This is a genomic window from Streptomyces sp. NPDC030995 (assembly GCF_055571215.1).
This window is the reverse complement of sequence record NZ_JBVIFS010000007.1, coordinates 238385-262809: the sequence shown is the minus strand read 5'-3', so window position 1 is coordinate 262809 and position 24425 is coordinate 238385. Positions and strand designations below refer to the sequence as shown.

Genomic DNA, 24425 nt, shown 5'->3' with positions numbered 1-24425 from the left:
CCACCGCGCCGGGCCCCTTCGTACGTGTCAGACCTGCGAGGCGCCTTGGTGCGCGGCCGGGCGGCGGCTCGCGATGAGCTTGTTCGCCAGCGCGCGCGGGCTGGTCAGGAAGCCGAAGCCCCAGCACAGGTGCATGGTGGCCAGGGCGACGGGGATCTGCGCCCGGGCCTTCAGCGGGAGGCCCTTGCCCGCCGGGACGGAGCCCACGGCGATCGCCGCGAGGTAGCCGGCCGGGACGGCGAAGCCCAGCGGGCTGACGGTCGCGCCCACCACCACGCCCGCGGCGAGGGCGCAGACGAGGGTCGGCGGGGCCAGGTAGCGCACGTTGATGGAGCCGGAGTGGTAGCGGGCCACCACGTGGCGCCAGCGCCCGTAGTCCTTGTACTGCTTGGCCAGGGCCCGTACGGAGCGCCGCGGGCGGTACTGGACCTTCAGCTCCGGCGAGAACCAGATCAGGCCGCCGGCCTCGCGGATGCGGAAGTTCAGCTCCCAGTCCTGGGCGCGGATGAACTCCTCGTTGTAACCGCCCTGCTGCTCCAGCGCCTCGCGGCGGAAGACACCGAGGTAGACGGTCTCGGCCGGTCCCGCCTGGCCCCCGGTGTGGAAGGGCGCGTTGCCGACGCCGATCTTCGAGGTCATCGCGGCGGCGACGGCCTCTTCCCAGGCGTTCTCGCCCTCGGCGTGCATGATGCCGCCGACGTTCTGCGCGCCGGTCTCCTCCAGGAGGCGGACGGCGGTGGCGATGTAGTTCGGCGAGAGCATGCCGTGGCCGTCTACGCGTACCACGATCGGGTGACGCGAGGCCTTGATGGCGGCGTTGAGCGCCGCCGGGGTCCGGCCGGTGGGGTTCGGGACGGTGTGGACTCGGGGATCCTCGGCGACGAGTTCGGCGGCGATCTCGTCGGTGCGGTCCGTGGAGGGCCCGAGTGCGATCACCACCTCCATCTCGCCCGCGTACTCCTGTTGCAGGATGTGGCGGACGGAATCGCGGAGGTAGTGCTCCTCATTGAGCACCGGCATGATCACCGAGACTGCGGGCTGCTGGGCGGGCATGTGGTCCTTCAAGGTCGGGTATCGGTGTCACGTTACCGCGTACGGGGGAACCGGGTGCGCGCCGAGTGAGCAGTACGGACAGATGCTGATCGTATGGGCCTACTGTTCGGGCGAATCAGCTGATCCGCCCACCGTCCCCTGCTGCCCGCGGAGGTGTCCACCGTGCCCCAGCCGCACCGTCCCCCCCGTCCTGCCAGGGCGCGCCCAGCACTGCGCCGGGGCGATCGCCCCCGGTGGGGGGTGCGGATCGCCGCGGGGGTGTCGGCGGTGGTGCTGGGCTCCGGGGCCATCGGGCACGCCGTGATGACGGGCCTGGACACCGGGATCGAGCGGGTGGACCCCTTCAAGGACATGAAGAACCGCCCGCAGGCCGGGCACGGCGTCAACTTCCTGCTGGTGGGCACCGACGGCCGGGAGAAGATCAGCCCGGAGGAGAAGCGCGAGTACCGCCTGGGCGGGGCGCCGTGCCACTGCACGGACACGATCATGCTGGTGCACCTGTCGGCGGACAAGGAACGGGCGAGCGTGATCAGCCTGCCCCGCGACAGCTACGCCGAGGTGCCCGCGCACCGGGACCTGGTCACCGGCAAGGCGCACAAGCCGCACCCCCTGAAACTGAACGCCGCGTACGCGGAGGGCGGGCCCAATCTGACCGTGCGGACCGTCGAGAACATGACCCGGGTGAAGATCGACCACTACCTGGAGGTCGATTTCACCAGCTTCATGAAGACGGTCGACGCGATGGGCGGTGTGGACATCTGCACGGCCAAGACCATGCGCGACCCGAACACCGGCCTCGACCTGCTGCCCGGCACCCACCGCCTCAGCGGCGGACAGGCCCTGCAGTACGTGCGCTCGCGCCATGTCGACGGGGCCTCCGACCTGGGCCGGATGCAGCGCCAGCAGCGGTTCGTCGCCGCGCTGATCAAGCAGGCGACCGGCGGCGGGGTGCTGCTGAACCCGGTGAAGTTCAAGGAGCTCAGCTCCACCCTGCTCGGCTCGGTCCGGGCCGACCGGGGCTTCGGCTCGGAGCAGATGCTCGCGCTCGGCCAGGCGATGCGGGACTTCACCCCGTCGTCCTCGGAATTCGCCTCGGTGCCCCTCGGCAGCCCGTCGTTCCCGGTCAAGGGCATCGGCTCCACCGTGAAGTGGGACGAGCCCAAGGCGGCCAGGCTGTTCGAGGCCCTGCGCCAGGACCGGCCGCTCGCCCCCGCCCGGCCCGGGAAGAGCGCCGCCCGGCCCGCGGCGGTCCCGGTGGACGTGCCCCCGCAGCAGATCCGGGTCCAGGTGGAGAACGGGACCCGGATCGACGGGCTGGGCGGCCGCGTCGACGCGGCGCTGCGCGCCACCGGCTTCGACACCACGCGGGCCCCGGGCAACGGCGCCAGCCGCGAGGTCAAGCGCACGGTGGTCACCTACGACCCGCGCTGGGACCGCTCGGCCCGGTCGGTGGCGACCGCGCTGCCGGGCAGCGAGCTGCGGGCGGTGGCGGGCCAGGGGCGGACGGTGCAGGTGATCGCGGGCTCGGACTACCGCAAGGTGGTGCCGGTGCGCGCGGAGGACCCGTACCAGGGCGGCGCCGTCGGGGTCGTCTCCGGCGACCAGGTGGTCTGCGGGACCTAGGTGGTCTGCCGGAAACACAGGTGGCCTGCGGGGACCAGGGGTCTAGTCGTCGAAGCCCTGGGCCGCGCGCTCCTCGCGCAGCGCCTTGATCGCCTGGCGGCGGGCGAGCCGGTGGGTGCGGCGGATCTGGGCTTCCTGGTAGCGCCGCTCGTCCTGTTCCGTCTCCGGGACGACGGGCGGGACCGGGCGGGGCTTGCCGTCGGCGTCCACCGCGGCGAAGACGAGGTAGGCGGTGCCGACCTGGGTGGCGGGGGTGGACTCGTTCCACCGCTCCGCGAGGACGCGTACGCCGATCTCCATCGAGGAGCGGCCGGTCCAGTTGCACTGGGCCTTCACGTGCACCAGGTCGCCCACGCGCACGGGCGCGAGGAAGACCATCTCGTCCATGGACGCGGTGACGGCCGGGCCGCCGGAGTGACGGCCGGCCACCGCGCCGGCCGCGTCGTCCACCAGCTTCATGATCACGCCACCGTGCACCGTGCCGAGGAGGTTGGTGTCGTTCGCGGTCATGATGTGGCTGAGGGTCGTACGGGAGGCCGCGGTCGGCTTCCCGGGCAGCTCGCCCGGTATCTGAGTCATACAGATACCTTAGAGCCGTATCAGAGGCATCAGCTTCGCAACAGCCCCGGAACGGATCGGCCCCCGGGCTGTCGGACGACGCGCGCGGGCAGGCATCCTTGTGCGCATGAATGACTGGCCAGAAGGTCGTGACGGCGGGTACGGGCGCGGCAGTGCGCAGCCGCAGCCCGAGGGTGCGCAGCGGATGCGGCACATCCAGCGGCAGCAGCAGCCCCAGCCGCAGCGGCCCCCGCAGCCCCAGCGCCCCGCGCAGCCGGCGCGTCCGTCGGTGCCTCCGCAGCAGGCGCAGGGCCACGACACGTACGGCGGCTACGACAGTGGTTACAACACCGGCCAGGTCTACGGATCGCCCGCCGGCGGCGCCCCGGGCGGCCCGGCGGGTCCCGGCGGGCCCTCGGGTCCCGGGCGGACGCCCGGCCCGGCCCCGGACTGGCGCAAGCGGATCAAGGTCGGCTCGATCGTGCTGGTCTCCGCGCTGCTGGTGACCTCGGTCGCCACCTACTTCTGGGCCGACTCCAAGGTGCGCCGCGAGGTGGACCTCTCCAAGGTCATCGAGCGCCCCAAGGAGGGCGACTGCACGACGTACCTGATCGTGGGCTCCGACAGCCGCGAGGGCATGTCCGACGAGGAGAAGAAGAAGCTCCACACGGGCTCGGCCGAGGGCAAGCGGACCGACTCGATGATGATCCTGGCGAAGTGCTCCAGCGGGAACACCATGATCTCGCTGCCGCGCGACTCGGACGTGGAGATCCCGTCCTTCGTCGGCTCCCAGTCCGGCAAGAAGTTCCCCGCCCAGGGGCGGCGGGTCAAGCTCAACGCGGCGTACGCGGAGGACGGCCCCGAGCTGCTGGTGCGGACGGTGGAGTTCAACACCGGGCTGCGCATCGACCACTACGCCGAGATCGGCTTCGCCGGCTTCGCGAACATCGTGGACGCGCTGGGCGGTGTCGAGCTCGACATCGAGGAGGGCTTCAAGGACGAGAAGTCGGGCGCCGACTTCAAGGCGGGCAAGCAGACGCTGAACGGCGAGCAGTCGCTGGCCTTCGTGCGCACCCGGTACGCCTTCGCCGAGTCGGACCTCCAGCGGACGAAGAACCAGCAGAAGTTCCTGTCGGCGCTCGCCAGTCAGGCGGCGACCCCGTCCACCGTCCTCAACCCGTTCGAGCTCTACCCGCTGCTGGGCGCCGGCCTGGACACCCTCATCGTGGACAAGGACATGGGCCTGTACGACATGGGCCAGATGTTCTTCGCGATGAAGGGCGTCAACGGCGGGGACGGCGTCTCGATGAACATGCCGATCTCCGGGCAGCGCGGCGGCAACCTCGTCTGGGACAAGGCGAAGGTGCAGCAGCTGGTGAAGCAGATCCAGAACGACGAGAAGGTCACCGTCCGCGGGAACTGACCGCGGCGGTGCCCGCTCCCCGGACCCGTGACCGGTCACCCGTGGCCGGTGACCGGTGACCTGTATCAGGCGTCCGGGGAGAAGCGGATGGCGGCGGCGGGCAGCTGCGCCTCGCACCACACCCGGGCTCCGGCGCGCAGTTCGTTGTCGGCCCCCACGACGGCCCCGTCACCGATGACCGTGCCGTCGAGCACGGTCCGCGCGCCCACGGAGGCGCGGGCTCCGATCAGGCTGGCGCTCAGCTGCGCGTCCGGGCCGATGACGGCGTCGTCGAGGACGATGCAGCCCTGGACGACCGCTCCGGCCTCGATCCGGGCTCCGGCGCCGACCACGGTGCCGCCCGAGAGCTTGGCCCCGGGCGCCACCTGGGCGCCGGGCAGGACCAGGGACTCGCCGCGGCGGCCGGGGACCGCCGGGGAGGAGACGACCCCGCGGACCAGGTCGGCGGAGGCCTGGATGATGGACTCCGGCTTGCCGAGGTCCATCCAGTACGTGTTCTCGGTGACCCCGTGCAGCTTGGCCCCGGAGGCGAGCAGGCCGGGGAACGTCTCGCGCTCCACGGAGACCGGGCGGCCGGCCGGGATGGAGTCGATCACGCTGCGGCGGAAGACGTAGCAGCCGGCGTTGATCTGGTCCGTGATGATCTCTTCGGGGGTCTGCGGCTTCTCGGTGAAGGCCAGCACCCGCCCCTCGGAGTCGGTGGGGACCAGGCCGAAGGCGCGCGGGTCCTCGACCCGGACCAGGTGCAGGGAGACGTCGGCGTCGGCCGCCTCGTGCGATTCGACGAGGCCGGCGATGTCCAGGCCGGTGAGGATGTCGCCGTTGAAGACGAGCACGGAGGAGTCCGGGCCGCCGGTCAGGCGCTGCCCGGCGTTGCGGATGGCGCCGCCGGTCCCGAGGGGCTCGTCCTCGACCACGTATTCGAGGGTGAGGCCGAAGTCGGACCCGTCGCCGAAGTACGGCTCGAAGACCTCGGCGAGGTAGCAGGTGGCCATCACGATGTGCGTGACACCGGCGGCGGCGGCCCTGGCTATCTGGTGGGCGAGGAACGGGACGCCTGCCGTGGGAACCATCGGCTTGGGCGTGTTCACCGTCACGGGACGCAACCGTGTGCCCTGTCCGCCGACCAGCAGGATCGCTTCCGTCATTGCGTTCTCCCCAACCGATTCCGGCGTACGAAGGTCCAAATTTAGCCCATCCGACGGGCCTCCCAAGGCCGCAGCCGTCAGGACGCGAACGGGTTGGCGTGGCCCGGCAGTTGCTGGCCGGGCCGCAGGAAGCGCTGCCGGCCGTGCTCGTCGCGCACCTCGGCGAACCCGGCGTCGGTCAGCCGCTGCGCGATCCGCCGGCGGCGGATCTCACCCAGTTTGAAGGCGCCCGTCAGGAACGCGGCGAGCGCGCCGCCGCCGGCCAGCGCGACGACCGGCTTCCCGGAGACGAGCAGGACGAGGGTCAGGACGACGCACATGCCGTAGCCGACCGCCTTCTGGCGCTTGTCCGCGGCCGCGGCCATGACGTCGAACATGATCCGGTCCTTCATGGCCGCGAAGGACCGCGCCGCGCCGGGGAGCGGCTTCAGCGACCCCTGCCGCATCCCGGGCACCGCTCCGCCGTTCCCCGCCTGCGGGTACGCGGCGATGGTGGCGGCCTCGCGGGCACGCGCCTCGGGGCGCGGGTCCCGGTACATCCGGACCAGGACGAGCGACTTCTTGTGCCCGGTCCGGTACGACTGCCCGTACTCGAATCCGTAGTGCTCCGCCACGTGGGCGAGGGCCGCGATGCGTCCCACGGCCGAACCGGGGCCGATCTCGACGACGTCCTGGCGGGCGATCTGCCGGAGCAGTCCCGATATCTCACGATCTACGGACATCTCTTGTACCCGCCCCAACCCGCGCGCCGACGACTGACCGGCGCACAGCCTAGTGCTGTGACCGGAAAGGTTCACCGGGTCACGGCCCCCGGCACGGCACCTCGCCGCGTTGTCGGACCGCGCCGGTACGTCCAGTACGAGCCGCGGCCCTCCGCCTTGCGATGCCCCGCACCGGACGCCGCGACCCGGCAAACCTTTCCGGCCACAGCACTAGCCACCCGGGCGAGGCATTCGGACGACCCCCGGCCGCGGCCGGGGGTCGTCCGTGTTCGTGCAGGTCAGAGCCCTGTCACTACGGGAGGTTGCGCGCCATGACGATGCGCTGGACCTGGTTGGTGCCCTCGTAGATCTGGGTGATCTTGGCGTCGCGCATCATGCGCTCCACCGGGTAGTCGCGGGTGTAGCCGTAGCCGCCGAGGAGCTGGACGGCGTCCGTGGTGACCTCCATGGCCACGTCGGAGGCGAAGCACTTGGCCGCGGCACCGAAGAAGGTGAGGTCGCCGTCGAGGCGCTCGGACTTGGCAGCGGCCGCGTACGTCAGCTGGCGGGCGGCCTCGATCTTCATGGCCATGTCCGCGAGCATGAACTGCACGCCCTGGAAGTCGCCGATCGGCTTGCCGAACTGCTTGCGCTCCTGGACGTAGCCCTTGGCGTAGTCCAGGGCGCCCTGCGCGATGCCGAGCGCCTGGGCCGCGATGGTGATGCGGGTGTGGTCCAGGGTCTTCATCGCGGTGGCGAAGCCGGTGCCCTCGGCGCCGATCATGCGGTCGGCCGGGATGCGGACGTTGTCGAGGTAGACCTCGCACGTCGGGGAGCCCTTGATGCCGAGCTTCTTCTCCGGGGCGCCGAAGGACACGCCCTCGTCGCTCTTCTCGACGACGAAGGCGCTGATGCCCTTGGAGCGCATCGAAGGGTCGGTGACGGCCATGACCGTGTAGAACTCGGAGACGCCCGCGTTGGTGATCCAGCGCTTGACGCCGTTGAGGACCCAGAAGTCCCCGTCGCGCACGGCGCGGGTCTTCATGCCCGCGGCGTCGGAGCCCGCGTCCGGCTCGGAGAGCGCGTACGAGAACATCGCGTCGCCCTTGGCCAGGGGGCCGAGGTACTTGGCCTTGAGCTCCTCGGAGCCGGAGAGGATCACCGGGAGGGAGCCGAGCTTGTTCACGGCCGGGATGAGGGAGGAGGACGCGCAGACGCGGGCCACCTCCTCGATCACGATCACGGTGGCGAGGGCGTCGGCGCCGGCGCCGCCGTAGGTCTCCGGCACGTGGACGGCGTGCAGGTCGTTGGCGACCAGGGCGTCGAGGGCCTCCTGCGGGAAGCGGGCTTCCTCGTCGACCGCGGCCGCGAACGGCAGGATCTTCGCCTCGGCGAGCGAGCGGACGGACTCGCGGAGCATGTCGTGCTCCTCGGCCGGGCGGTACAGGTCGAAGTCGGCAGAACCCGCCAAGATCTCTCACTCCCCAGGGTGATGCGTGATGCTAACTACCGTTAAGTAACCCAAGCTTAGTGGGCCGGTCACGGATGGCGATATGGACGGCCCACGTGAGTTGCGTGACAGCAGTGGTGAGAGCCGTGGTGCTCCTGGGGACCGTCCCCGCTGGTGGGCCCGACTATGCTCAGTGGCCGCAAACGGCCCCGCACCTCTGGAGCACCCATGGCCCCCCTCAGGATCACTGTGATCGGCACCGGATACCTCGGCGCGACCCACGCCGCGGCGATGGCGGAGCTGGGGTTCGAGGTGCTGGGGCTGGACGTGGTCCCGGAGAAGATCGAGATGCTGGCGTCGGGCCGGGTGCCGATGTACGAGCCCGGGCTGGAGGAATTGCTGGCGCAGCACGTGGCCGGGCTGCCCGGGTCGACGGGGCGGCTGCGGTTCACGACCTCCTGGGAGGAGGTCGGCGCGTTCGGCGACGTCCACTTCGTGTGCGTGAACACCCCGCAGAAGCACGGCGAGTACGCGTGCGACATGAGTTACGTGGACGCGGCCATGGCCTCGCTGGCCCCGCACCTGACGCGGCCGGTCCTGGTCGTCGGCAAGTCGACGGTGCCGGTGGGCTCGGCGGAGCGGCTCGCGGCGAAGCTGGCGGAGCTGTCCCCGGCGGGCGCGGACGTGGAGCTGGCCTGGAACCCGGAGTTCCTGCGGGAGGGCTTCGCCGTGCAGGACACCCTGCACCCCGACCGGATCGTGATCGGCGTACAGGGCGAGCGCGGCGAGAAGCTGCTGCGGGAGGTGTACGAGACCCCGATGTCGGAGGGCACCCCGCTGGTCGTCACGGACTTCCCGACGGCGGAGCTGGTGAAGACCGCCGCCAATTCCTTCCTCGCGACGAAGATCTCCTTCATCAACGCGATGGCGGAGGTGTGCGAGGCCGCCGGCGGTGACGTGGTCAAGCTGGCGGAGGCCATCGGCTACGACGAGCGCATCGGCGCGAAGTTCCTGCGGGCCGGGATCGGCTTCGGCGGCGGCTGCCTGCCGAAGGACATCCGGGCCTTCATGGCGCGGGCCGGTGAGCTGGGTGCCGACCAGGCGCTGACCTTCCTGCGCGAGGTCGACTCCATCAACATGCGCCGCCGCGGGCACATGGTCGAGCTCGCCCGCGAGGCCGTCGGCGGCTCCTTCCTCGGCAAGCGCGTGGCCGTCCTCGGCGCCACCTTCAAGCCGGACTCGGACGACGTACGGGACTCGCCCGCCCTGAACGTGGCCGGGCAGATCCACCTCCAAGGCGGGCAGGTCACCGTCTACGACCCCAAGGGCATGGACAACGCCCGGCGCGTCTTCCCGACCCTCGGGTACGCGGACTCCGCGCTGGCGGCGGCCCGGGGCGCGGAGGTCGTCCTCCACCTGACCGAGTGGCGCGAGTTCCGCGACCTCGACCCGGCGGAACTGGCCGCGGTGGTCACGGACCGCCTCGTCCTGGACGGCCGCAACGCGCTCGACGCCGCGCGCTGGCGGTCGGCGGGCTGGACCTACCGCGCGATGGGCCGCCCCCGCTTCTGAACCCCGGCCGGGCCCTGCCCGCACCCGCGCCTCACACGCCGGCGGGGTTGGATTCAGCCCGTCCGGCCCGGGCCGACCACCGACGGACGGAGTCCGGCGCAGCGGGCCGAAGCCCGGGAGGCGCCCCGGCGCCGAGCGGTGCGAGGGCCGCGTCAAAAAGGGAGACGCCGCGCGCTGGCGGTCGGCGGGCTGGACCTACCGCGCGATGGGCCGCCCCCGCTTCTGAACCCCGGCCGGGCCCTGCCCGGCACCACAACGGAGCCGCGCCCCGTCCCGGATCACCGGGACGGGGCGCGGTGCGTGTCGGCCGCCTTCGCGGGCAGCCCCTAGGCAGGGTTCCTGTGGTGGGCGGCGCGGGAGGTGAATTCCGCGTCGCGCAGGACTCGCTGGGCGTTGCCCCAGGTCAGTAGGGCCAGGTCGGACTCCGGCCAGCCGCGTTCCAGGAGCTCCGCGATCAGCCGGGGGTAGCCCGAGGGGTCGGTCAGGCCGGTGGGGCGGGGGGCGCGGGGCTCGATGCCGAAGGCGGCGCCGAGGCCGACGCTGTGCGGGCCCGCGACGGCCCGTACGTGGTCGAGGTGGTCCGCGACCGTGTGCAGGGAGTCGCCGGTGCGCGCGGTGTCGAAGGCGACCATCGCGAGGCCGTGCGCCTCGCGCAGCGCGAGCAGGACCTCGTCGGGCACGTTCCCCGGATGCGGGTTCAGCGCGGCCGCGGCCGTGTTCGAGATGACCACCGGGGTCTTGGAGGCCCCCGCGATCTGGCAGGCGACCGCCGGGGGGCAGCCGGTGAGGTCCAGCAGCATCGCGAGCCGGTTCGCCTCGCGGACCACCTCGTGGCCGAAGGCGGTCAGCTCCTCCCGCGCCCAGGGCGCTCCCGCGGGCGCGAGGATCCGTACGCCCAGCGTGTGGAAGGCGCGCAGGACGCCCAGGGAGTCCGTCAGCGTGCGGCCGGGCACGGGGCCCAGGAACGAGGCGATCCGGCCCCGGTTGCGGGCGTCCGCCATGTCGTCGGCGCTGAGCGCCAGGCTCAGGCTGTCGGGGTAGCGGCGGAGCAGGGCCAGCGCCACGTCGATCTGTTCCAGGGTGTCGGAGACCACCTGGTCATCACTCGACGGCACGAGAAGGGACCAGAACTGGGCCCCCACTCCCCCGGCGCGCAGCCGCGGGATGTCGGTGTCGACACCGGTGTCGGGGGTGTCGATGTCGTGGTACGGGCTCTGGCGCAGGGTCCAGACGAGGGTGTTGCACCCGTCCGCGACGGGATGGACGGACAGCAGCGCGGCGGCCCGGTCGAGGGCGCCGACCACTGCCGTGAGGTCAGTTGCAGGGAGGTCTTCGGCTCCGATGCCCACGGAGTGGGGTTCATCCTGCAGGTCGGCCATGGCTTTGGCTCCGTCTCGGCGGCAGCAGGGAGAGATGCTGCCACCGTGACACGTGGGACTCGGGGGCCGCCCGGCAGGTGTGGCATTCGGGTGTAACCCGCAGGTCGCACCCGAACGCCACACCCGGTCGTCACACCGGTTCGTCGCACCCGGCCGGAAGGCCCTGGATCACCGCGTTCGACGGGCCCCGGGACGCCGACAGCTCCCGCGCCACCGCTTCCGCGTCGCGCAGCACCCGTACCGCGTTGGACCAGGTCAGCTTCGCCAGGTCGGCCTTGGACCAGCCGCGCGCCAGCAGCTCGGCGACCAGGTTCGGGTAGCCGGCCACGTCGTCCAGGCCGGACGGGGTGAAGGCCGTGCCGTCGTAGTCCCCGCCGATGCCGATGTGGTCGACCCCGGCCACCTCGCGCATGTGGTCCAGGTGGTCGGCCACCGTGGCGGCCGTCGCCATCGGGCGCGGACGCTCCGCCTCGAAGGCCCGGTGCAGGGCCATCGCCTCGGGCGTGGTGTCCAGGTGGTGGAAGCCGTGCGCCCGCAGGTTCTCGTCCGCGGCCAGGGTCCACTCGACCGCCGCCGGGAGGATGAACTTCGGGACGAAGGTGGCCATCGCCACCCCGCCGTTGGCCGGCAGCATCGCCAGCACGTCGTCCGGGATGTTGCGCGGGTGGTCGCACACCGCCCGCGCCGAGGAGTGCGAGAAGACCACCGGCGCGGCCGAGACGGCGAGCGCGTCGCGCATCGTCGTCGCCGCCACGTGCGAGAGGTCCACCAGCATGCCGACGCGGTTCATCTCGCGGACGACCTCGCGGCCGAAGTCCGTCAGACCGCCGTGCCGGGCCTCGTCGGTCGCCGAATCCGCCCAGTCGATGGTGTCGTTGTGCGTGAGCGTCATGTACCGCACGCCCAGCTGGTGCAGGGCGCGCAGCGTGGCGAGCGAGTTGTTGATGGAGTGGCCGCCCTCGGCGCCCATCAGCGAGGCGATCCGGCCGTCGGCGCGGGCCGCCTCCATGTCGTCCGCCGTCAGCGCCCGTACGAGGTCGCCGGGGTAACGGTCGATCAGCTGGGCGACGACGTCGATCTGCTCCAGGGTGGCGCTGACCGCCTGGTCACCGGCGTAGTCGGAGCGGACGTAGACGGACCAGAACTGCGCGCCGACCCCGCCGGCGCGCAGCCGGGGGATGTCGGTGTGCAGGTGGGCGGACTGGTCGCCGCCGATGTCCCGTTGCGCCAGGTCGTAGCGCACCTGCTGACGCAGCGCCCAGGGCAGGTCGTTGTGGCCGTCCACGACGGGGTGCTCGGCCAGCAGCTCGCGCGCCTCGTCCAGGCGCTGCGCCGCGCTCACTTGCCGAATCCGAAGGAATCCGCGCTCGCGACCTTCGTACGCAGCCGCTTGCCCTTCTCGGTGGCCTGGTCGTTGAGCTCCTGCTGGAATTCGCGCATCCGGGCCAGCAGCTCCGTGTCGTGCGCGGCCAGCATCCGTACCGCCAGCAGCCCGGCGTTGCGCGCCCCGGCCACGGAGACGGTGGCGACGGGAACCCCGGCGGGCATCTGGACGATCGACAGCAGCGAGTCCATGCCGTCGAGGTACTTCAGCGGCACCGGCACGCCGATGACCGGCAGCGGGGACACCGAGGCGAGCATGCCGGGCAGGTGGGCGGCCCCGCCCGCGCCCGCGATGATCGCCTTCAGGCCGCGGTCGGCGGCCTGCTCCCCGTACGCGATCATCTCGCGCGGCATCCGGTGCGCGGAGACGACGTCGACCTCGTAGGGGATCTCGAACTCGTCGAGGGCCTGGGCGGCGGCCTCCATGACGGACCAGTCCGAGTCGGAACCCATGACGATCCCGATGACGGGGGCTGCGGTGGAGGTGCTCATTCCGTGACCGTTCCTCTGAGGTAGTCGGCAGCGTGGCGTGCGCGCTCCAGCACATCGTCCAGGTCGTCGCCGTAGGTGTTGACGTGGCCGACCTTGCGACCGTGTTTCACGTCCTTGCCGTACATGTGGATCTTGAGTTGCGGGTCGTGGGCCATGCAGTGCAGGTACGCCGCGTACATGTCGGGGTAGTCCCCGCCCAGCACGTTCGCCATGACCGTCCACTTGGCGCGGGGGCGCGGGTCGCCCAGCGGGAGGTCCAGGACCGCCCGTACGTGGTTGGCGAACTGGGAGGTCACGGCCCCGTCCTGGGTCCAGTGGCCGCTGTTGTGCGGGCGCATGGCCAGCTCGTTGACCAGGATCCGGCCGTCGGTGGTCTCGAACAGCTCCACGGCCAGGTGGCCGGTCACGCCGAGTTCCTGGGCGATGCGCAGGGCCAGGGCCTGCGCCTCGCCCGCCAGGGCCTCCGAGAGGTTCGGGGCGGGGGCGATCACCGTGTCGCAGACCCCGTCCACCTGGACGGACTCCACGACGGGATAGGCCACGGCCTGGCCGTGCGGAGAGCGGACGATGTTGGCCGCGAGCTCGCGGACGTAGTCGACCTTCTCCTCCGCGAGGACCGGGACGCCCGCCTTGAAGGGGGCCTCCGCGTCCTCGGGGGCGCGGACGAACCACACGCCCTTGCCGTCGTAGCCGCCGCGCACGGTCTTGAGGATCACGGGGAACCCGCCCACCTCGTCCGCGAAGGCCGCCACGTCGACCGGATCGCTCACGATCCGGTGGCGGGGGCTGGGCGCGCCGATCTCGTCGAGCTTGGCGCGCATCACCCCCTTGTCCTGGGCATGCACCAAAGCATCGGGCCCCGGGCGGACGGGGATGCCGTCCGCTTCCAGGGCCCGCAGGTGCTCCGTGGGTACATGCTCGTGGTCGAAAGTGATCACGTCGCAGCCGCGCGCGAAGGCACGCAACGTCTCCAGGTCGCGATAGTCGCCGATGACGACGTCGCTCACCACCTGGGCCGCCGAGTCCTGCGGGGTGTCACTGAGGAGCTTGAATCTGATGCCGAGGGGGATACCCGCCTCGTGGGTCATGCGGGCGAGCTGACCGCCGCCGACCATGCCGACTACCGGGAACGTCACTCCTCCAGGGTATCCGCCGGTATTCCGCCATCCGGACGTGACCCTGGCTCGGACGTGCCGGTGTGCCGTGCGTCGCACGGTGTCCAAAGGCACAGACGGGTCACAGGGGGGACACTTAACATGGGTGGGTTGACGGAAAGACCGGACGCCCCGTGCAGGGGCGGTGACCGACAGGACTGGCCTACTGATGAGCACGCCGGGGAACGGATCTGTCCTCGAACGCGTACGCGGCCTCGTGCGGGAGGTCGCGAAGTTCGGGGCGGTCGGCGGTCTGGGTGTGCTGGTCAACCTGGGTGTCTTCAACCTGATCCGCAGCACGACCGAGCTCCAGGTGGTCCGTGCGAGCGTGATAGCCACGGTCGTGGCCATCGCCACGAACTACCTCGGCTTCCGCTACTTCGCCTACCGGGACCGCGCCCAGAGCGGCCGCACCCGCGAGCTGGCCCTGTTCGTGGCCTTCAGCGCGATCGGGCTGGTCATCGAGAACGGCGTGCTCTACACGGCCACCTACGGCTTCGGCTGGGACGGCCCGGTCGCGAGCAACGTCTTCAAGTTCATCGGCATCGGCACCGCCACCGTCTTCCGCTTCTGGTCGTACCGGACCTGGGTCTTCAAGGCCCTGCCCGTGCCCCTCACCGCAGCCGAGCCGATGCCCGAGCCGGCGCCGCTGCCCAAGCCGGAGCGCCACCCCGAACCGGCGCCCGAGCCGGAGCCGGAGCCCGCGAACAACTAGGTCCGGTGCCCGCCGGTTGTGGCGGGGCCGGGTGTGCGGCGGGGCGTCCCCGCAGGGCGCCGAACGCACCACCGCCGCACTCCCCGACCCCTCGCACGTTCGGCGCCCGAGGAGACGCCCCGGCGCGCGCCCGGCCCCGCCGCAACCGGCCCCCGCCACAACCGGCCCCACCGCACCGCCAGCGCCAGCGCTAGCGCACCGTGGTCTCGGTCTCGGGCTCGGACCGCTCCGGCGCCGTCCGGCTGAGGAACAGCGCGAAAACCGGCGGCTGCGTCTGGAGCAGCTCCAGGCGCCCGCCGTCCGCCTCCGCGAGGTCCCGGGCGACCGCGAGGCCGATGCCGGTGGAGTTGCGGCCGCTGATGGCCCGCTCGAAGATCCGGTTGCCGAGGTCCGGCGGGACCCCCGGCCCCTCGTCCGTGACCTCCAGCACCGCCTGGTTGCCGATCACCCGGGTGCGCAGCGCGACCGTGCCGCCCCCGTGCATCAGGGCGTTCTCCACCAGGGTGGCCAGGACCTGCGAGACCGCTCCCGGGGTGCCCACGGCCCGTACGCCCTGCTTTCCGGAGCGCACGATGGCCCGGCCCGCGCTGCGGTAGGCCGGCCGCCACTCCTCCACCTGCTGTTTGACGACCTCGTCCAAGTCGAAGGGGACCGCCGAGCCCGTCCGCGGGTCCCGCGAGTTCGTGAGCAGCCGCTGCACCACGTCCGTGAGCCGCTCCACCTGGGTCAGGGCGATCGTCGCCTCCTCCCGCACGGTCTCCAGGTCGTCGGTGACCGTGATCTCCTCCAGCCGCATGGACAGCGCCGTGAGCGGGGTGCGCAGCTGGTGCGAGGCGTCCGCGGCCAGCCGCCGCTCGGCGGTGAGCATCCGGCCGATCCGCTCGGCGCTGGAGTCCAGTACGTCCGCGACCCGGTCGAGCTCGGGGACCCCGTAGCGCCGGTGCCGGGGCCGCGGGTCGCCCGATCCGAGCCGCTCGGCAGTCTCGGCCAGGTCGGTGAGCGGGGAGGCCAGCCGGTTCGCCTGCCGTACGGCGAGCAGTACGGCGGCCACGACGGCCAGCAGCGCCACCGCGCCGACCACGGCCAGGGTCCGCCCGACCTCCTTGGTGACGGTGGAGCGGGACTCCTCGACGACCACGACCTCGCCCTGCTCGCCGCGGGCGGTGCCCCGGATGACGCTGTCGGGGATGGCTGCGCCCACCTCGACGGTCGGCTGTCCGGGGATCGTGATCCGCGCGTAGTGGCCGGCGTCCAGCTGTTCGGCGAGGGCGACGGGGTCGACCGGCTTCTTCTCCAGGACGTTCGCCTCGACGATGCCCACCAGGCGCAGCGCCTCGGACTCGATCCGGTCCTGGGCGCTGCTGGTGATCGTCCGGGTCTCCACGATGACGAGGGAGACGCCGAAGACGGCGATCACGACGAGCACCACGGCGAGCGTGGAGTTGATCAGGCGGCGGCGCATGGCTCAGAGGATGCCTTAGGGAGTCGGTTCAGCTCTTCTCGAAGCGGAAGCCGACGCCCCGGACGGTGGCGATGTAGCGGGGGTTGGCGGCGTCGTCGCCCAGCTTCTTGCGCAGCCAGGAGATGTGCATGTCGAGGGTCTTGGTGGAGGACCACCAGGTGGTGTCCCAGACCTCGCGCATGAGCTGGTCACGGGTGACGACCCGGCCGGCGTCGCGCACCAGGACCCGCAGCAGGTCGAATTCCTTGGCCGTGAGCTGGAGCTCCTCCTCCCCCATCCAGGCGCGGTGCGATTCGACGTCGATCCGCACACCGTGGGTGGCGGGGGCCTGGGAGTTCTCGGCGGCGCCGCGCCGCAGCAGGGCCCGGACCCGGGCCAGCAGCTCGGCCAGCCGGAAGGGCTTGGTCACGTAGTCGTCGGCGCCGGCGTCCAGTCCGACGACCGTGTCGACCTCGTCCGCGCGGGCGGTGAGGACCAGGATCGGGAAGCCGTGACCCTCCGCGCGCAGCCGGCGGGCGACCTCCAGCCCGTCCATGCCCGGCAGGCCCAGGTCCAGGACGACGAGATCGACGCCGCCCTGCAGTCCCGCGTCCAGGGCGGTGGGGCCGTCCTCCCGCACCTCGACCTCGTACCCCTCCCGGCGCAGGGCGCGGGCCAGGGGTTCCGAGATGGATGCGTCGTCCTCGGCGAGCAGTACACGCGTCATGTGGGTGATGGTAGTCCGCAGTGACCGGATCGATAGGCCTGCCGTCAGCGCCCTCTCTATCTGGGCTTATGAACCACTAACCGCCTTCGAATACGGTCGAACGGTTCCCGGCTCGCCTGTGATCCATCTCTCAAGTCCTTTCAAATGCCGCAGTGTCGTGTCGTATGGTGGCGAGACGCCTGATGCACTACCTCGGGGACCTTTGTGCCGAAAAGCGCGCCGAAGGTCTCCATTTCTGTCCTGACCGGGCAAGCAGTCTTGATGGACTCCTCTGTCCGGGCTTGATGACAGTGAATGACCTATGGGCCGGGCCCCTCGCGCGATGTGCGCGGGCGGGCGTGGATCCCGGTTACGGATGTTCCTTCGCTCCCACCCCACGGGGGCGAGACCCCCAGGCGTGGGGTGGGAGATCCGTCGCCGGTGCCGGCCACCCCCCACCGGGCGCGGATGAGCTCACAAAGCGAAGCGTCCCGAGCAAGCAAGGATCGACCATGGCTTCCAGCCTGACGAGGGACCCGGCGGATCCGTCCGCCGAGAAGACCTTCTTCGGACACCCCCGTGGCCTGGCCACTCTGTTCATGACCGAGATGTGGGAGCGCTTCTCCTACTACGGCATGCGCGCACTTCTCGTCGTTTACATCCTGTCGGGCGGTCCCGACGCGGCGGAGGGCAGCCAGGCCGGCGGCCTCGCCATGCGGACCGCCGTCGCGACGGCGATCTACTCCGTCTACGTGGCCATGGTGTACCTCATGGCCCTGCCCGGCGGCTGGTTCGGCGACCGCGTCTGGGGTGCCCGCAAGACGGTCACCATCGCCGGCGGCGTGATCATGGCGGGCCACTTCGCGCTCGCCGTCCCCGGCCAGGCGATGTTCTTCGTCGGCCTCGCGCTGGTGGCGATCGGTTCCGGCCTGCTGAAGGCCAACATCTCCACGATGGTCGGCCACCTCTACGACGGTCCGCAGGACCCGCGCCGTGACAGTGGCTTCACGCTCTTCTACGTGGGCATCAACCTCGGCGCCTTCGTCGCTCCGCTCGCCATCGGCACGGTCGGCCAGACCGTCAACTGGCACCTGGGCTTCGCCATGGCCGGCCTGGGCATGGCGCTGGGTCTGGCCCAGTTCCTGGTGGGCACCAAGCACCTGAGCCCCACGAGCAGCCTGGTCCCGAACCCGCTCTCCGTCCAGGAGCGCAACGCGATCATCGTCAAGCTGGCCGCGGCCGTCGGCATCATCGCCCTCTTCTACGCGGTCGTCGCCTACGCCGGCATGTTCACGCTGAACTGGGCCATGGTCCCGCTGACGATCGCGGGTCTGCTGATCCCGATCGGCGTGCTCGTCCGCATCAAGCGCGACAAGGACCTCTCGGCGCCCGAGCAGTCGAAGATGACCGGCTACATCTGGTTCTTCGTCGCCGCCGCCGTCTTCTGGATGATCTACGACCAGGGTGGTTCCACGCTGGCCGCGTTCGCCGAGACCAAGTCCGCGAACACGCTCTTCGGCTTCGACTTCCCGTCGACCTGGTTCCAGTCGCTGAACCCGCTCTTCGTGATGTCCCTGGCCCCGGTCTTCGCCTGGCTGTGGATCTGGCTGGCGCGCAAGAACCAGGAGCCGACGACCATCGTGAAGTTCGCGATGGCCCTGGTCCTGGTCGGCGGCTCGTTCTTCGTCTTCGTCGTGCCGATGGGCATGGCGGGCGACGGCGGCAAGGTCAGCCCGATGTGGCTCGTCTCGATCTACATGATCCAGACGATCGCCGAGTTGTGCCTGTCCCCGGTGGGTCTGTCCGTCACCACGAAGATGGCTCCGCAGAAGTACGCGAGCCAGATGATGGGTGTCTGGTTCCTCGCGGTCACCGCGGGTGACTGCACCACCAGCCTCCTGTCGATCGCCGGTGTGGACCTGAACGGCACCACGATCATCGCCGCGCAGGCCGCGCTGGCGGCGCTCGCGGGCTTCGCGATCTACATGTACCGCAAGAAGGTCCAGACGATGATGGGCGACGTCCGCTGACGCACCCCCTCACGACGGGACGGCCCGGCACACCGCGAGGTGTGCCGGGCCGTCCCTTTGCGTTTCCGCTCGTGCTCGTGCCGGTGTTCTCCGCGGGTTACCGGGTGCCGCGCAGGCGGCGCCACGGGGTGAAGGTGAACACCGCGCCGCCGAGCAGGATCACCGTGCCGGCGACCAGGGCCAGGGCCTTGATGCCGCCCTCGTCCTCCGCGCCGGTCTCGGCGAGGTTGCCCGAGGTGGTGCTGCCGGTGCCGGAGGTCGAGGAACCGGATCCGCCCGCCTGAGCGGTGGTGTCCAGTTCCAGCGAGACGCCGCTGCTGGTGGCCTTGCAGGGGACGTTGATCGGTGTGGAGCCCGGGGCCATCGTGACGTCGATCGTCAGCTGGTCCGGGCTCAGCGTGACCTTGCCGGTCTTCCCCGGCTTGTAGGTGCCGGTCATGTCGCTGAGGCTGACCGGAGCCTTGTCGGGGATCGGCTCCGCGTTGGCGGGGCCGGCGACCTTGACCGTGCCGCTGTCCGCCCCGCCGAGCTTCACGTTCATCGAGGGCTTGAGGGCTCCCGCGGGCAGGGCCATGGGCGCGGCCATCGCGCCCTTGGCCGTCTTGACCGTCAGGTCGTAGCTGCCGCCGTTCTTCTTGGCGTTGATCGTGACCGGGGTCTTGATGCCCCCCGGGACGACCGGCCCGCAGTCGAAGGCCACCTCGACGGCCTTGCCCGGGAAGTCGGTCTGGCCGCCGCTTCCGCCGGTGGACCCGCCGGAGGCGGTGCCACCGCTCGTGGACCCGCCGCTGGTGGACCCGCCGCTCGTGGACCCGCCGTTCGTCGTACCGCCGCTCGTGGTCCCGCCGTTCGTCGTACCGCCACTGGAGCCGGCGGACACGTCGATGGTGGCCCCGCCCGTCACCTCCCCCATCGGCGCGCACTTGGTGACGAAGGTGCCGAAGGAGAAGGTGACGGCGACCTCGTACTTGCCGGGAGTCAGGGTGATCTTGCCGGCCTTGGTCAGCTTCAGCTTGCCCTTCATGGTGGACATCTGCATCGGGGCCTTCTTGGGGATCGGCGGGTTCTTCTTCTCCCCGACGACCTTCAGCTCGCCGCCACCGCCGCCCACCGTGATCCAGCCGGTGGGCTGGACCGCGTCCTTCGGGATGTCCATCAGGTCCGTGTTGTTCGAGGCCGGCTTGACCGTCTCCCAGGACACGTCGACCTCGTCACCGACCTTCGCCGTGGCCGGGGCCGTGACCTTGGCGGTGGTCTCGCCCTCCACCGGGTCGCCACCGCCGGCCGGCGGCACGCATTTGACCTTGTACGTGGCGTCGGCGGCCTGAGCGGGAGAAGCCGCCATGGCAATGCCCGCGCCGCCGAGCAGCAGCGCGACCACGGCCGCGCTCACCCTCCGTTGGGTCTTCACTGGTGTCCCTTCGTCGTCGAACGGTTCTCAGACGGTGCGGACGTCTGTGGTGCTGTCTCCGGCGCGCTGTCCGGGGTGAACCACGGCAGGACCGCCGTGGTGGTCTCAGGGGGCCCGGCCGCCTGCTCCGAGCGGGCGGGCGCGGTTCCCCGCAGGGCGGGGAACCTGGGGAGCCGGGCCGTGACGGCCGACGCCGCCTCGGGGGGCCGGGCTCCCCGGTGGCGGCCCGCCGCGAGCGCCTCGCGGGGCCGGACCTTGTCGACGACGGCCATGCCGATGCGGAAGACCGCGGCCGGGATCACCAGCAGGAGCAGGCCCCAGAAGAGCAGCACCCCGTACGGCCGCTCCACGCCCCAGGGCTGGGTGGCCACGACGGTCTCGCCGTACTTGAGGGAGATCGTGTAGTCCCCGTACGCGCCCGCGGCGAGGCTGACGTCGAGCGCGATCTCCGCCTTGCCGCCGGGCGGGATGGTGCCCTTCCAGCGGACCTCCTCCCACAGGGGGGCGAACACCCCGTGGGCCGTGCCGAGCTGGAAGACCGGGTCCTTGACCGGGGCCGAGCCGAGATTGCCGACGGTGACCTTGAACTTTCGGCCGGGCGGAGCGCCGAACCAGGTCAGCACCCCGTCCTCGCCCTCCAGCCGGACCCCGGTGAGCAGGGCGAGGCGGGCCGTCCCGGATTCGGCGGGCAGCTCGGCCACCGGGTGGCCGGTGATCTTCAGGGGGGCCGCGACGGTGGACTGGTCGCCGTTGACGGAGGTGACGTTGACGATGCAGGGGCAGGGCTTGGGCGGCTCCACCACCGCCAGCTGGGCGGTGAAGCGCCCGTCGTCGCCGACCGAGACGGCGGCGCCGTCGGCGTTGGCGCAGCTGTTGGTGCCGCCGATCATGTTCTGCCCGCAGACCAGCAGCATCACCAGCGTCTTGGCCCGCCAGCCGGTGCCGGTGACGGTGATCTCGGTGCCCTTGGCGGCCTCCTGGAGCGAGAGCGCCGCGGTGGGCTTGCCCTCGTCGGCGGCGGCCGGGGCCGCGGGGAACAGCGCGAGGGCCGCGGCCGCCAGCGCCGCCGGCGCCGCCGCGGCGAGCCGTTCGATCCTGCCGCTCACCTGGCTGCTCCCGTCAGTTCGTGGTCCCGTACGGCATCGCGTCCCGGCCCGGGCTCGGGCCCGGACTCGGACTCGGACTCGGACTCGAGCGCCTCTTCGTTCCGGGGCCGCCTGCGCCGTACGAGGAGCAGTGCGGCCGTCGTGGTCCCGCCGAGCATGAGCAGCCCGGCCCCCGTCCACCCGGCGGTCCCCCAGGGCACGAACCACGCCGAGGCGGAGCCCGTGGCCGGGGCCGCGCCGGGGGCGGTCACCGTGAGGGTGAAGGCGACCCGGTCCAGGGCGGGGGCTCCGGGCCATGGTTCGGTCAGCCGGACCCGCTGGCCCGGGAGCAGCTCGACGGGCAGGGTGCGGGGGCCCGCGCCCCGGACACGGCCGAAGCGCCCCTCGGCCTTGACCGCGAGCTCGGGGGCGAGCGCCACGTTGCCCCGGTTGACCAGGGTGTACGCGACCTCCGCGGCCGCGCCCCGGCCGTGCACGGCGACCTCCTCGACGGTGAGGGCGGCCAGTGTGGGGCCGCTGACCCGCAGGTGGACCCGTACGCCCACCTCGCGGCCCGCCTCGGTGGCGACCACGGCGGCGGGATGGTCGCCGGGCGGGGAGGCGGGCGGCACGGTGACCGTGAAGGGGACCACCGCGCGGGTGCGGGGCGGGATCTTCACGGTGGTGCTCGCGCCGAAGCTGATCCAGGCGCCGGCGCCGGTCCCGGGCCCCTCCGGGCCACCTCCGGCCACGGGTCGCGCCGGGCGCACGGCGAAGGCCCCGTCGGGGGTGTTGTACGCGTCGGCTCCGCGCAGGGTGACGGTGCGTTCCCGGTCCGTGGTGTTGGCGAGGGCCAGGCGGTCCTCCAGCACGGTGCCGGCGGTGCCCGCGAGGTAGAAGTACGGGCGGGCGGCCCTGGTTCCGGCGGCGGGCTCGGCGGTCCAGCCCGGCTCGTCGGCGGCCGCGGAGTAGGCGGAGTACGCGGGCGTCGCGGGGGTCGCGTACAGCGCGGCGGCGGCGAGCAGGAGGACACCGGCGCGCTTGAGGGTGTGGAGCACGGGCATGGCCGGGGGCGCTCCGTTCAGGACCGGGCCCGCTGGCCGCGCCGGGTCAGCCAGAGCACCCCGGCGACGCCGGAGAGCAGCACGGTGCCGCCGAGGGTGCCGAGGGCGAGGGCGGAGTCGGTGGGTCCGGTCTGCGGGAGGGTGTCGTCCTGGGTGTCGCCGCCGGACTGCGTACCGCCGCCGGGAGCCGTGACGTCCAGCTCCAGGGACGGGCCCGGGCTGTTGCCGGGGGTGCAGGTGGTCGTGGTGCCCATCGCCTTGATGGTGAGCACGCCGGCGGTGAAGGTGACCTTGCCGCTCTTCTTGGGCGTGTAGGTGCCCGAGAGGTCGGTGATCTTGATGGGTGTGTCGGCGGGCGCGGCCTCGGGGTTGGGCGGACCGGAGACCGGTACCGACACCTTCTCGGCGCCGCCGACGAGGATCACGGCGCTGGGGGTCATCGCGCCCTTGCCGAGCTCGATGGGGCTGGACGAGACGCCCTTCTGGAAGGACATCGTGAGCTTGTACGCGTCGCCGTCCTTGACGGCCTTGATGTCGATGGGCGATACCGCCGACTTGTCCCCGATCGGGGTCTTGCAGTCGTAGGCGACGTCGACGACGGCGGCCTGGGCCGCGGGGGCGGCCAGCAGGACCGCCGATCCGGCCGCCAGCGCGGAGGCCAGCGCGAGCGCGGTGGAGCGTTTCCTGTCGGACACCTTCGTCTTCCCCTCGGGCCACAGACAACTGACGACACATCAGATTGGTGGCTCAAGGTACGCCCGGGGCCTTACGGAGGGAAGACAAAGGACAGGCCCGGATTGACCGTTCGTCAGTGGACGCGGACGCCCTTCTGCCACACCGCGGAAACGAGCGGGACACCGGGACGGTAGGCCAGGTGGACATGGCTCGGGGCGTCCAGCAGGGCCAGGTCCGCGCGGGCTCCGGGGGACACGAGGCCGATGTCCGCGCGGCGCAGGGCGCGGGCGCCGCCGGCGGTGGCCGACCAGAGCGCCTCGTCGGGGGTCATCCCCATGTCGCGGACGGCGAGCGCGATGCAGAACGGCACGGAACTCGTGTAGGAGGAGCCGGGGTTGCAGTCCGTCGACAGGGCGACGGTCGCACCCGCGTCGATCAGGCGCCGGGCGTCGGGCCACTGGGCACGGGTGGAGAACTCGGCTCCGGGCAGCAGGGTGGCCACCGTGGTCGCGGCCGCCTGGGCCAGGGCGTCCACGTCGGCGTCGGTGAGGTGGGTGCAGTGGTCGGCGGAGGCCGCTTCGAGCTCGACGGCGAGCTGCACGCCGGGGCCGTAGGAGAGCTGGTTGGCGTGGACGCGCGGGATCAGCCCGGCGGCGGCGCCCGCGGTGAGGATCGTACGGGCCTGGTCGCCGTCGAAGGCGCCCTTCTCGCAGAAGACGTCGACCCAGCGGGCGTACGGGGCGCAGGCCTCCAGCATCTCGCCGGTGACGAGGTCGACGTAGCCGGCCGGGTCCTCGGCGTAGTCCGGGGAGACGATGTGCGCGCCGAGGTAGGTGACTTCCTCGGTGTGCGCGGCGGCGATGCGCAGGGCGCGGGCCTCGTCGGCGACGGTGAGGCCGTAGCCGGACTTGGTCTCGAAGGTGGTGGTGCCCTGCCGGCGGGCCTCGTCCAGGTGGCGCACCAGGTTGGCTTCGAGTGCGGCGTCGGTCGCGGCGCGGGTGGCGGCGACGGTGGTGCGGATGCCTCCGGCGGAGTAGCTGCGGCCGGACATCCGGGCGTTGAACTCGGCGGTGCGGTCGCCGGCGAAGACGAGGTGCGAGTGCGAGTCGACGAAGCCGGGGATCAGGGCCCGACCCTGCGCGTCGAAGGCTCCGTCTGCCGACGGTGCCTTGGCGGCGGGGCCGACCCAGGCGATGCGGTCGCCGTCGATGACGACCGCGGCGTCCTGGATGAGGCCGAGGGGGGTGCCGTCGCCGAGGGCGGGGTCGTTGGTGACGAGGCTGCCGATGTTGGTGATTGCGGTGGTGGTCATGGTTCCTCGCGATCGTCGAGTTGTTGTTCCCCCGCCCCGCCCCTTCTCCG

Annotated in this window: 21 protein-coding genes; 5 read left to right on the top strand and 16 right to left on the bottom strand. The window is 71.8% G+C overall.

Translation table 11 applies throughout. The features are described 5' to 3' along the window. Positions 1 to 27: 27 nt before the first annotated feature. The gene (locus ACZ45T_RS14760; protein WP_468441063.1) at positions 28 to 1053 is read right to left on the bottom strand and encodes a glycosyltransferase family 2 protein; all 1026 of its coding nucleotides are present in this window, start codon (positions 1051 to 1053) and stop codon (positions 28 to 30) included. 153 nt (positions 1054 to 1206) lie between these two features. Between ACZ45T_RS14760 and ACZ45T_RS14755 the strand changes: the two genes are divergently transcribed. After that, positions 1207 to 2676: an LCP family protein gene (locus tag ACZ45T_RS14755; protein ID WP_468441062.1), complete on the top strand. Its 1470-nt coding sequence runs from the start codon at positions 1207 to 1209 to the stop codon at positions 2674 to 2676. Between the two features lie 42 nt (positions 2677 to 2718). Here ACZ45T_RS14755 and ACZ45T_RS14750 read toward each other — a convergent pair whose 3' ends face one another. Then, positions 2719 to 3255: an acyl-CoA thioesterase gene (locus ACZ45T_RS14750; RefSeq protein WP_468441060.1), complete on the bottom strand. Its 537-nt coding sequence runs from the start codon at positions 3253 to 3255 to the stop codon at positions 2719 to 2721. Positions 3256 to 3361: 106 nt separating this feature from the next. On the opposite strand from ACZ45T_RS14750, the gene ACZ45T_RS14745 reads away from it, so the two are divergent. Continuing rightward, a complete protein-coding gene (locus tag ACZ45T_RS14745; protein ID WP_468441058.1) occupies positions 3362 to 4657 on the top strand; it encodes an LCP family protein in 1296 nt (431 codons plus the stop codon). Between the two features lie 65 nt (positions 4658 to 4722). Here the strand turns inward: ACZ45T_RS14745 and manB are convergent, their stop codons facing one another. The 3 genes from manB to ACZ45T_RS14730 form a co-directional block, all read right to left on the bottom strand. Next, positions 4723 to 5805 carry a mannose-1-phosphate guanylyltransferase gene (manB, locus tag ACZ45T_RS14740; protein WP_468441056.1) on the bottom strand — a complete coding sequence of 361 codons (1083 nt, stop codon included), beginning with the start codon at positions 5803 to 5805 and terminating at the stop codon, positions 4723 to 4725. Positions 5806 to 5882: 77 nt separating this feature from the next. After that, complete coding sequence (locus ACZ45T_RS14735) at positions 5883 to 6527, bottom strand: hypothetical protein (RefSeq protein ID WP_468441054.1); 645 nt, start codon at positions 6525 to 6527, stop codon at positions 5883 to 5885. Between the two features lie 292 nt (positions 6528 to 6819). After that, positions 6820 to 7977 (bottom strand): acyl-CoA dehydrogenase family protein, encoded by a 1158-nt coding sequence (locus tag ACZ45T_RS14730; RefSeq protein ID WP_468441052.1) that lies wholly within the window; start codon positions 7975 to 7977, stop codon positions 6820 to 6822. Positions 7978 to 8184: 207 nt separating this feature from the next. On the opposite strand from ACZ45T_RS14730, the gene ACZ45T_RS14725 reads away from it, so the two are divergent. Beyond that, positions 8185 to 9528: a UDP-glucose dehydrogenase family protein gene (locus ACZ45T_RS14725; protein ID WP_468441050.1), complete on the top strand. Its 1344-nt coding sequence runs from the start codon at positions 8185 to 8187 to the stop codon at positions 9526 to 9528. Positions 9529 to 9854: 326 nt separating this feature from the next. Here the strand turns inward: ACZ45T_RS14725 and ACZ45T_RS14720 are convergent, their stop codons facing one another. The 4 genes from ACZ45T_RS14720 to ACZ45T_RS14705 all read right to left on the bottom strand — a co-directional run bounded on the left by ACZ45T_RS14720 (position 9855) and on the right by ACZ45T_RS14705 (position 13897). Next, the gene (locus tag ACZ45T_RS14720) at positions 9855 to 10907 is read right to left on the bottom strand and encodes a membrane dipeptidase (RefSeq protein WP_468441048.1); all 1053 of its coding nucleotides are present in this window, start codon (positions 10905 to 10907) and stop codon (positions 9855 to 9857) included. 130 nt (positions 10908 to 11037) lie between these two features. Then, positions 11038 to 12249, bottom strand: a complete 1212-nt coding sequence (locus tag ACZ45T_RS14715; protein WP_468441046.1) for a dipeptidase — start codon at positions 12247 to 12249, stop codon at positions 11038 to 11040. Then, positions 12246 to 12782 (bottom strand): 5-(carboxyamino)imidazole ribonucleotide mutase, encoded by a 537-nt coding sequence (gene purE, locus ACZ45T_RS14710; RefSeq protein WP_468441044.1) that lies wholly within the window; start codon positions 12780 to 12782, stop codon positions 12246 to 12248. Before purE ends, ACZ45T_RS14715 begins: the two co-directional genes overlap by 4 nt. Then, positions 12779 to 13897: a 5-(carboxyamino)imidazole ribonucleotide synthase gene (locus tag ACZ45T_RS14705; RefSeq protein WP_468441149.1), complete on the bottom strand. Its 1119-nt coding sequence runs from the start codon at positions 13895 to 13897 to the stop codon at positions 12779 to 12781. Before ACZ45T_RS14705 ends, purE begins: the two co-directional genes overlap by 4 nt. Positions 13898 to 14105: 208 nt before the next feature. On the opposite strand from ACZ45T_RS14705, the gene ACZ45T_RS14700 reads away from it, so the two are divergent. After that, complete coding sequence (locus tag ACZ45T_RS14700; protein WP_468441042.1) at positions 14106 to 14651, top strand: GtrA family protein; 546 nt, start codon at positions 14106 to 14108, stop codon at positions 14649 to 14651. A gap of 190 nt (positions 14652 to 14841) precedes the next feature. Here the strand turns inward: ACZ45T_RS14700 and ACZ45T_RS14695 are convergent, their stop codons facing one another. Together ACZ45T_RS14695 and ACZ45T_RS14690 are read right to left on the bottom strand one after the other, a co-directional pair. Then, positions 14842 to 16113, bottom strand: coding sequence for an ATP-binding protein (locus ACZ45T_RS14695; protein WP_468441041.1), 1272 nt, complete (start codon positions 16111 to 16113; stop codon positions 14842 to 14844). A 28-nt stretch (positions 16114 to 16141) separates the two neighbouring features. Further along, the gene (locus tag ACZ45T_RS14690; protein WP_468441039.1) at positions 16142 to 16819 is read right to left on the bottom strand and encodes a response regulator transcription factor; all 678 of its coding nucleotides are present in this window, start codon (positions 16817 to 16819) and stop codon (positions 16142 to 16144) included. 491 nt (positions 16820 to 17310) lie between these two features. Here ACZ45T_RS14690 and ACZ45T_RS14685 point away from each other — a divergent pair, with 491 nt between their 5' ends. Next, a complete protein-coding gene (locus ACZ45T_RS14685) occupies positions 17311 to 18828 on the top strand; it encodes a peptide MFS transporter (RefSeq protein ID WP_468441037.1) in 1518 nt (505 codons plus the stop codon). A 97-nt stretch (positions 18829 to 18925) separates the two neighbouring features. Here ACZ45T_RS14685 and ACZ45T_RS14680 read toward each other — a convergent pair whose 3' ends face one another. The 5 genes from ACZ45T_RS14680 to hutI form a co-directional block, all read right to left on the bottom strand. After that, the gene (locus ACZ45T_RS14680) at positions 18926 to 20221 is read right to left on the bottom strand and encodes a hypothetical protein (RefSeq protein ID WP_468441036.1); all 1296 of its coding nucleotides are present in this window, start codon (positions 20219 to 20221) and stop codon (positions 18926 to 18928) included. Between the two features lie 14 nt (positions 20222 to 20235). Next, on the bottom strand, positions 20236 to 21345 hold the full coding sequence (locus tag ACZ45T_RS14675; protein WP_468441035.1) for a neocarzinostatin apoprotein domain-containing protein: 1110 nt from the start codon (positions 21343 to 21345) through the stop codon (positions 20236 to 20238). Continuing rightward, positions 21342 to 22388, bottom strand: coding sequence for a COG1470 family protein (locus ACZ45T_RS14670; protein ID WP_468441033.1), 1047 nt, complete (start codon positions 22386 to 22388; stop codon positions 21342 to 21344). Before ACZ45T_RS14670 ends, ACZ45T_RS14675 begins: the two co-directional genes overlap by 4 nt. A 17-nt stretch (positions 22389 to 22405) precedes the next feature. Continuing rightward, the gene (locus tag ACZ45T_RS14665) at positions 22406 to 23083 is read right to left on the bottom strand and encodes an LPXTG cell wall anchor domain-containing protein (RefSeq protein ID WP_468441031.1); all 678 of its coding nucleotides are present in this window, start codon (positions 23081 to 23083) and stop codon (positions 22406 to 22408) included. Between the two features lie 113 nt (positions 23084 to 23196). Next, on the bottom strand, positions 23197 to 24375 hold the full coding sequence (hutI, locus tag ACZ45T_RS14660; RefSeq protein WP_468441029.1) for an imidazolonepropionase: 1179 nt from the start codon (positions 24373 to 24375) through the stop codon (positions 23197 to 23199). Positions 24376 to 24425 lie beyond the last annotated feature (50 nt).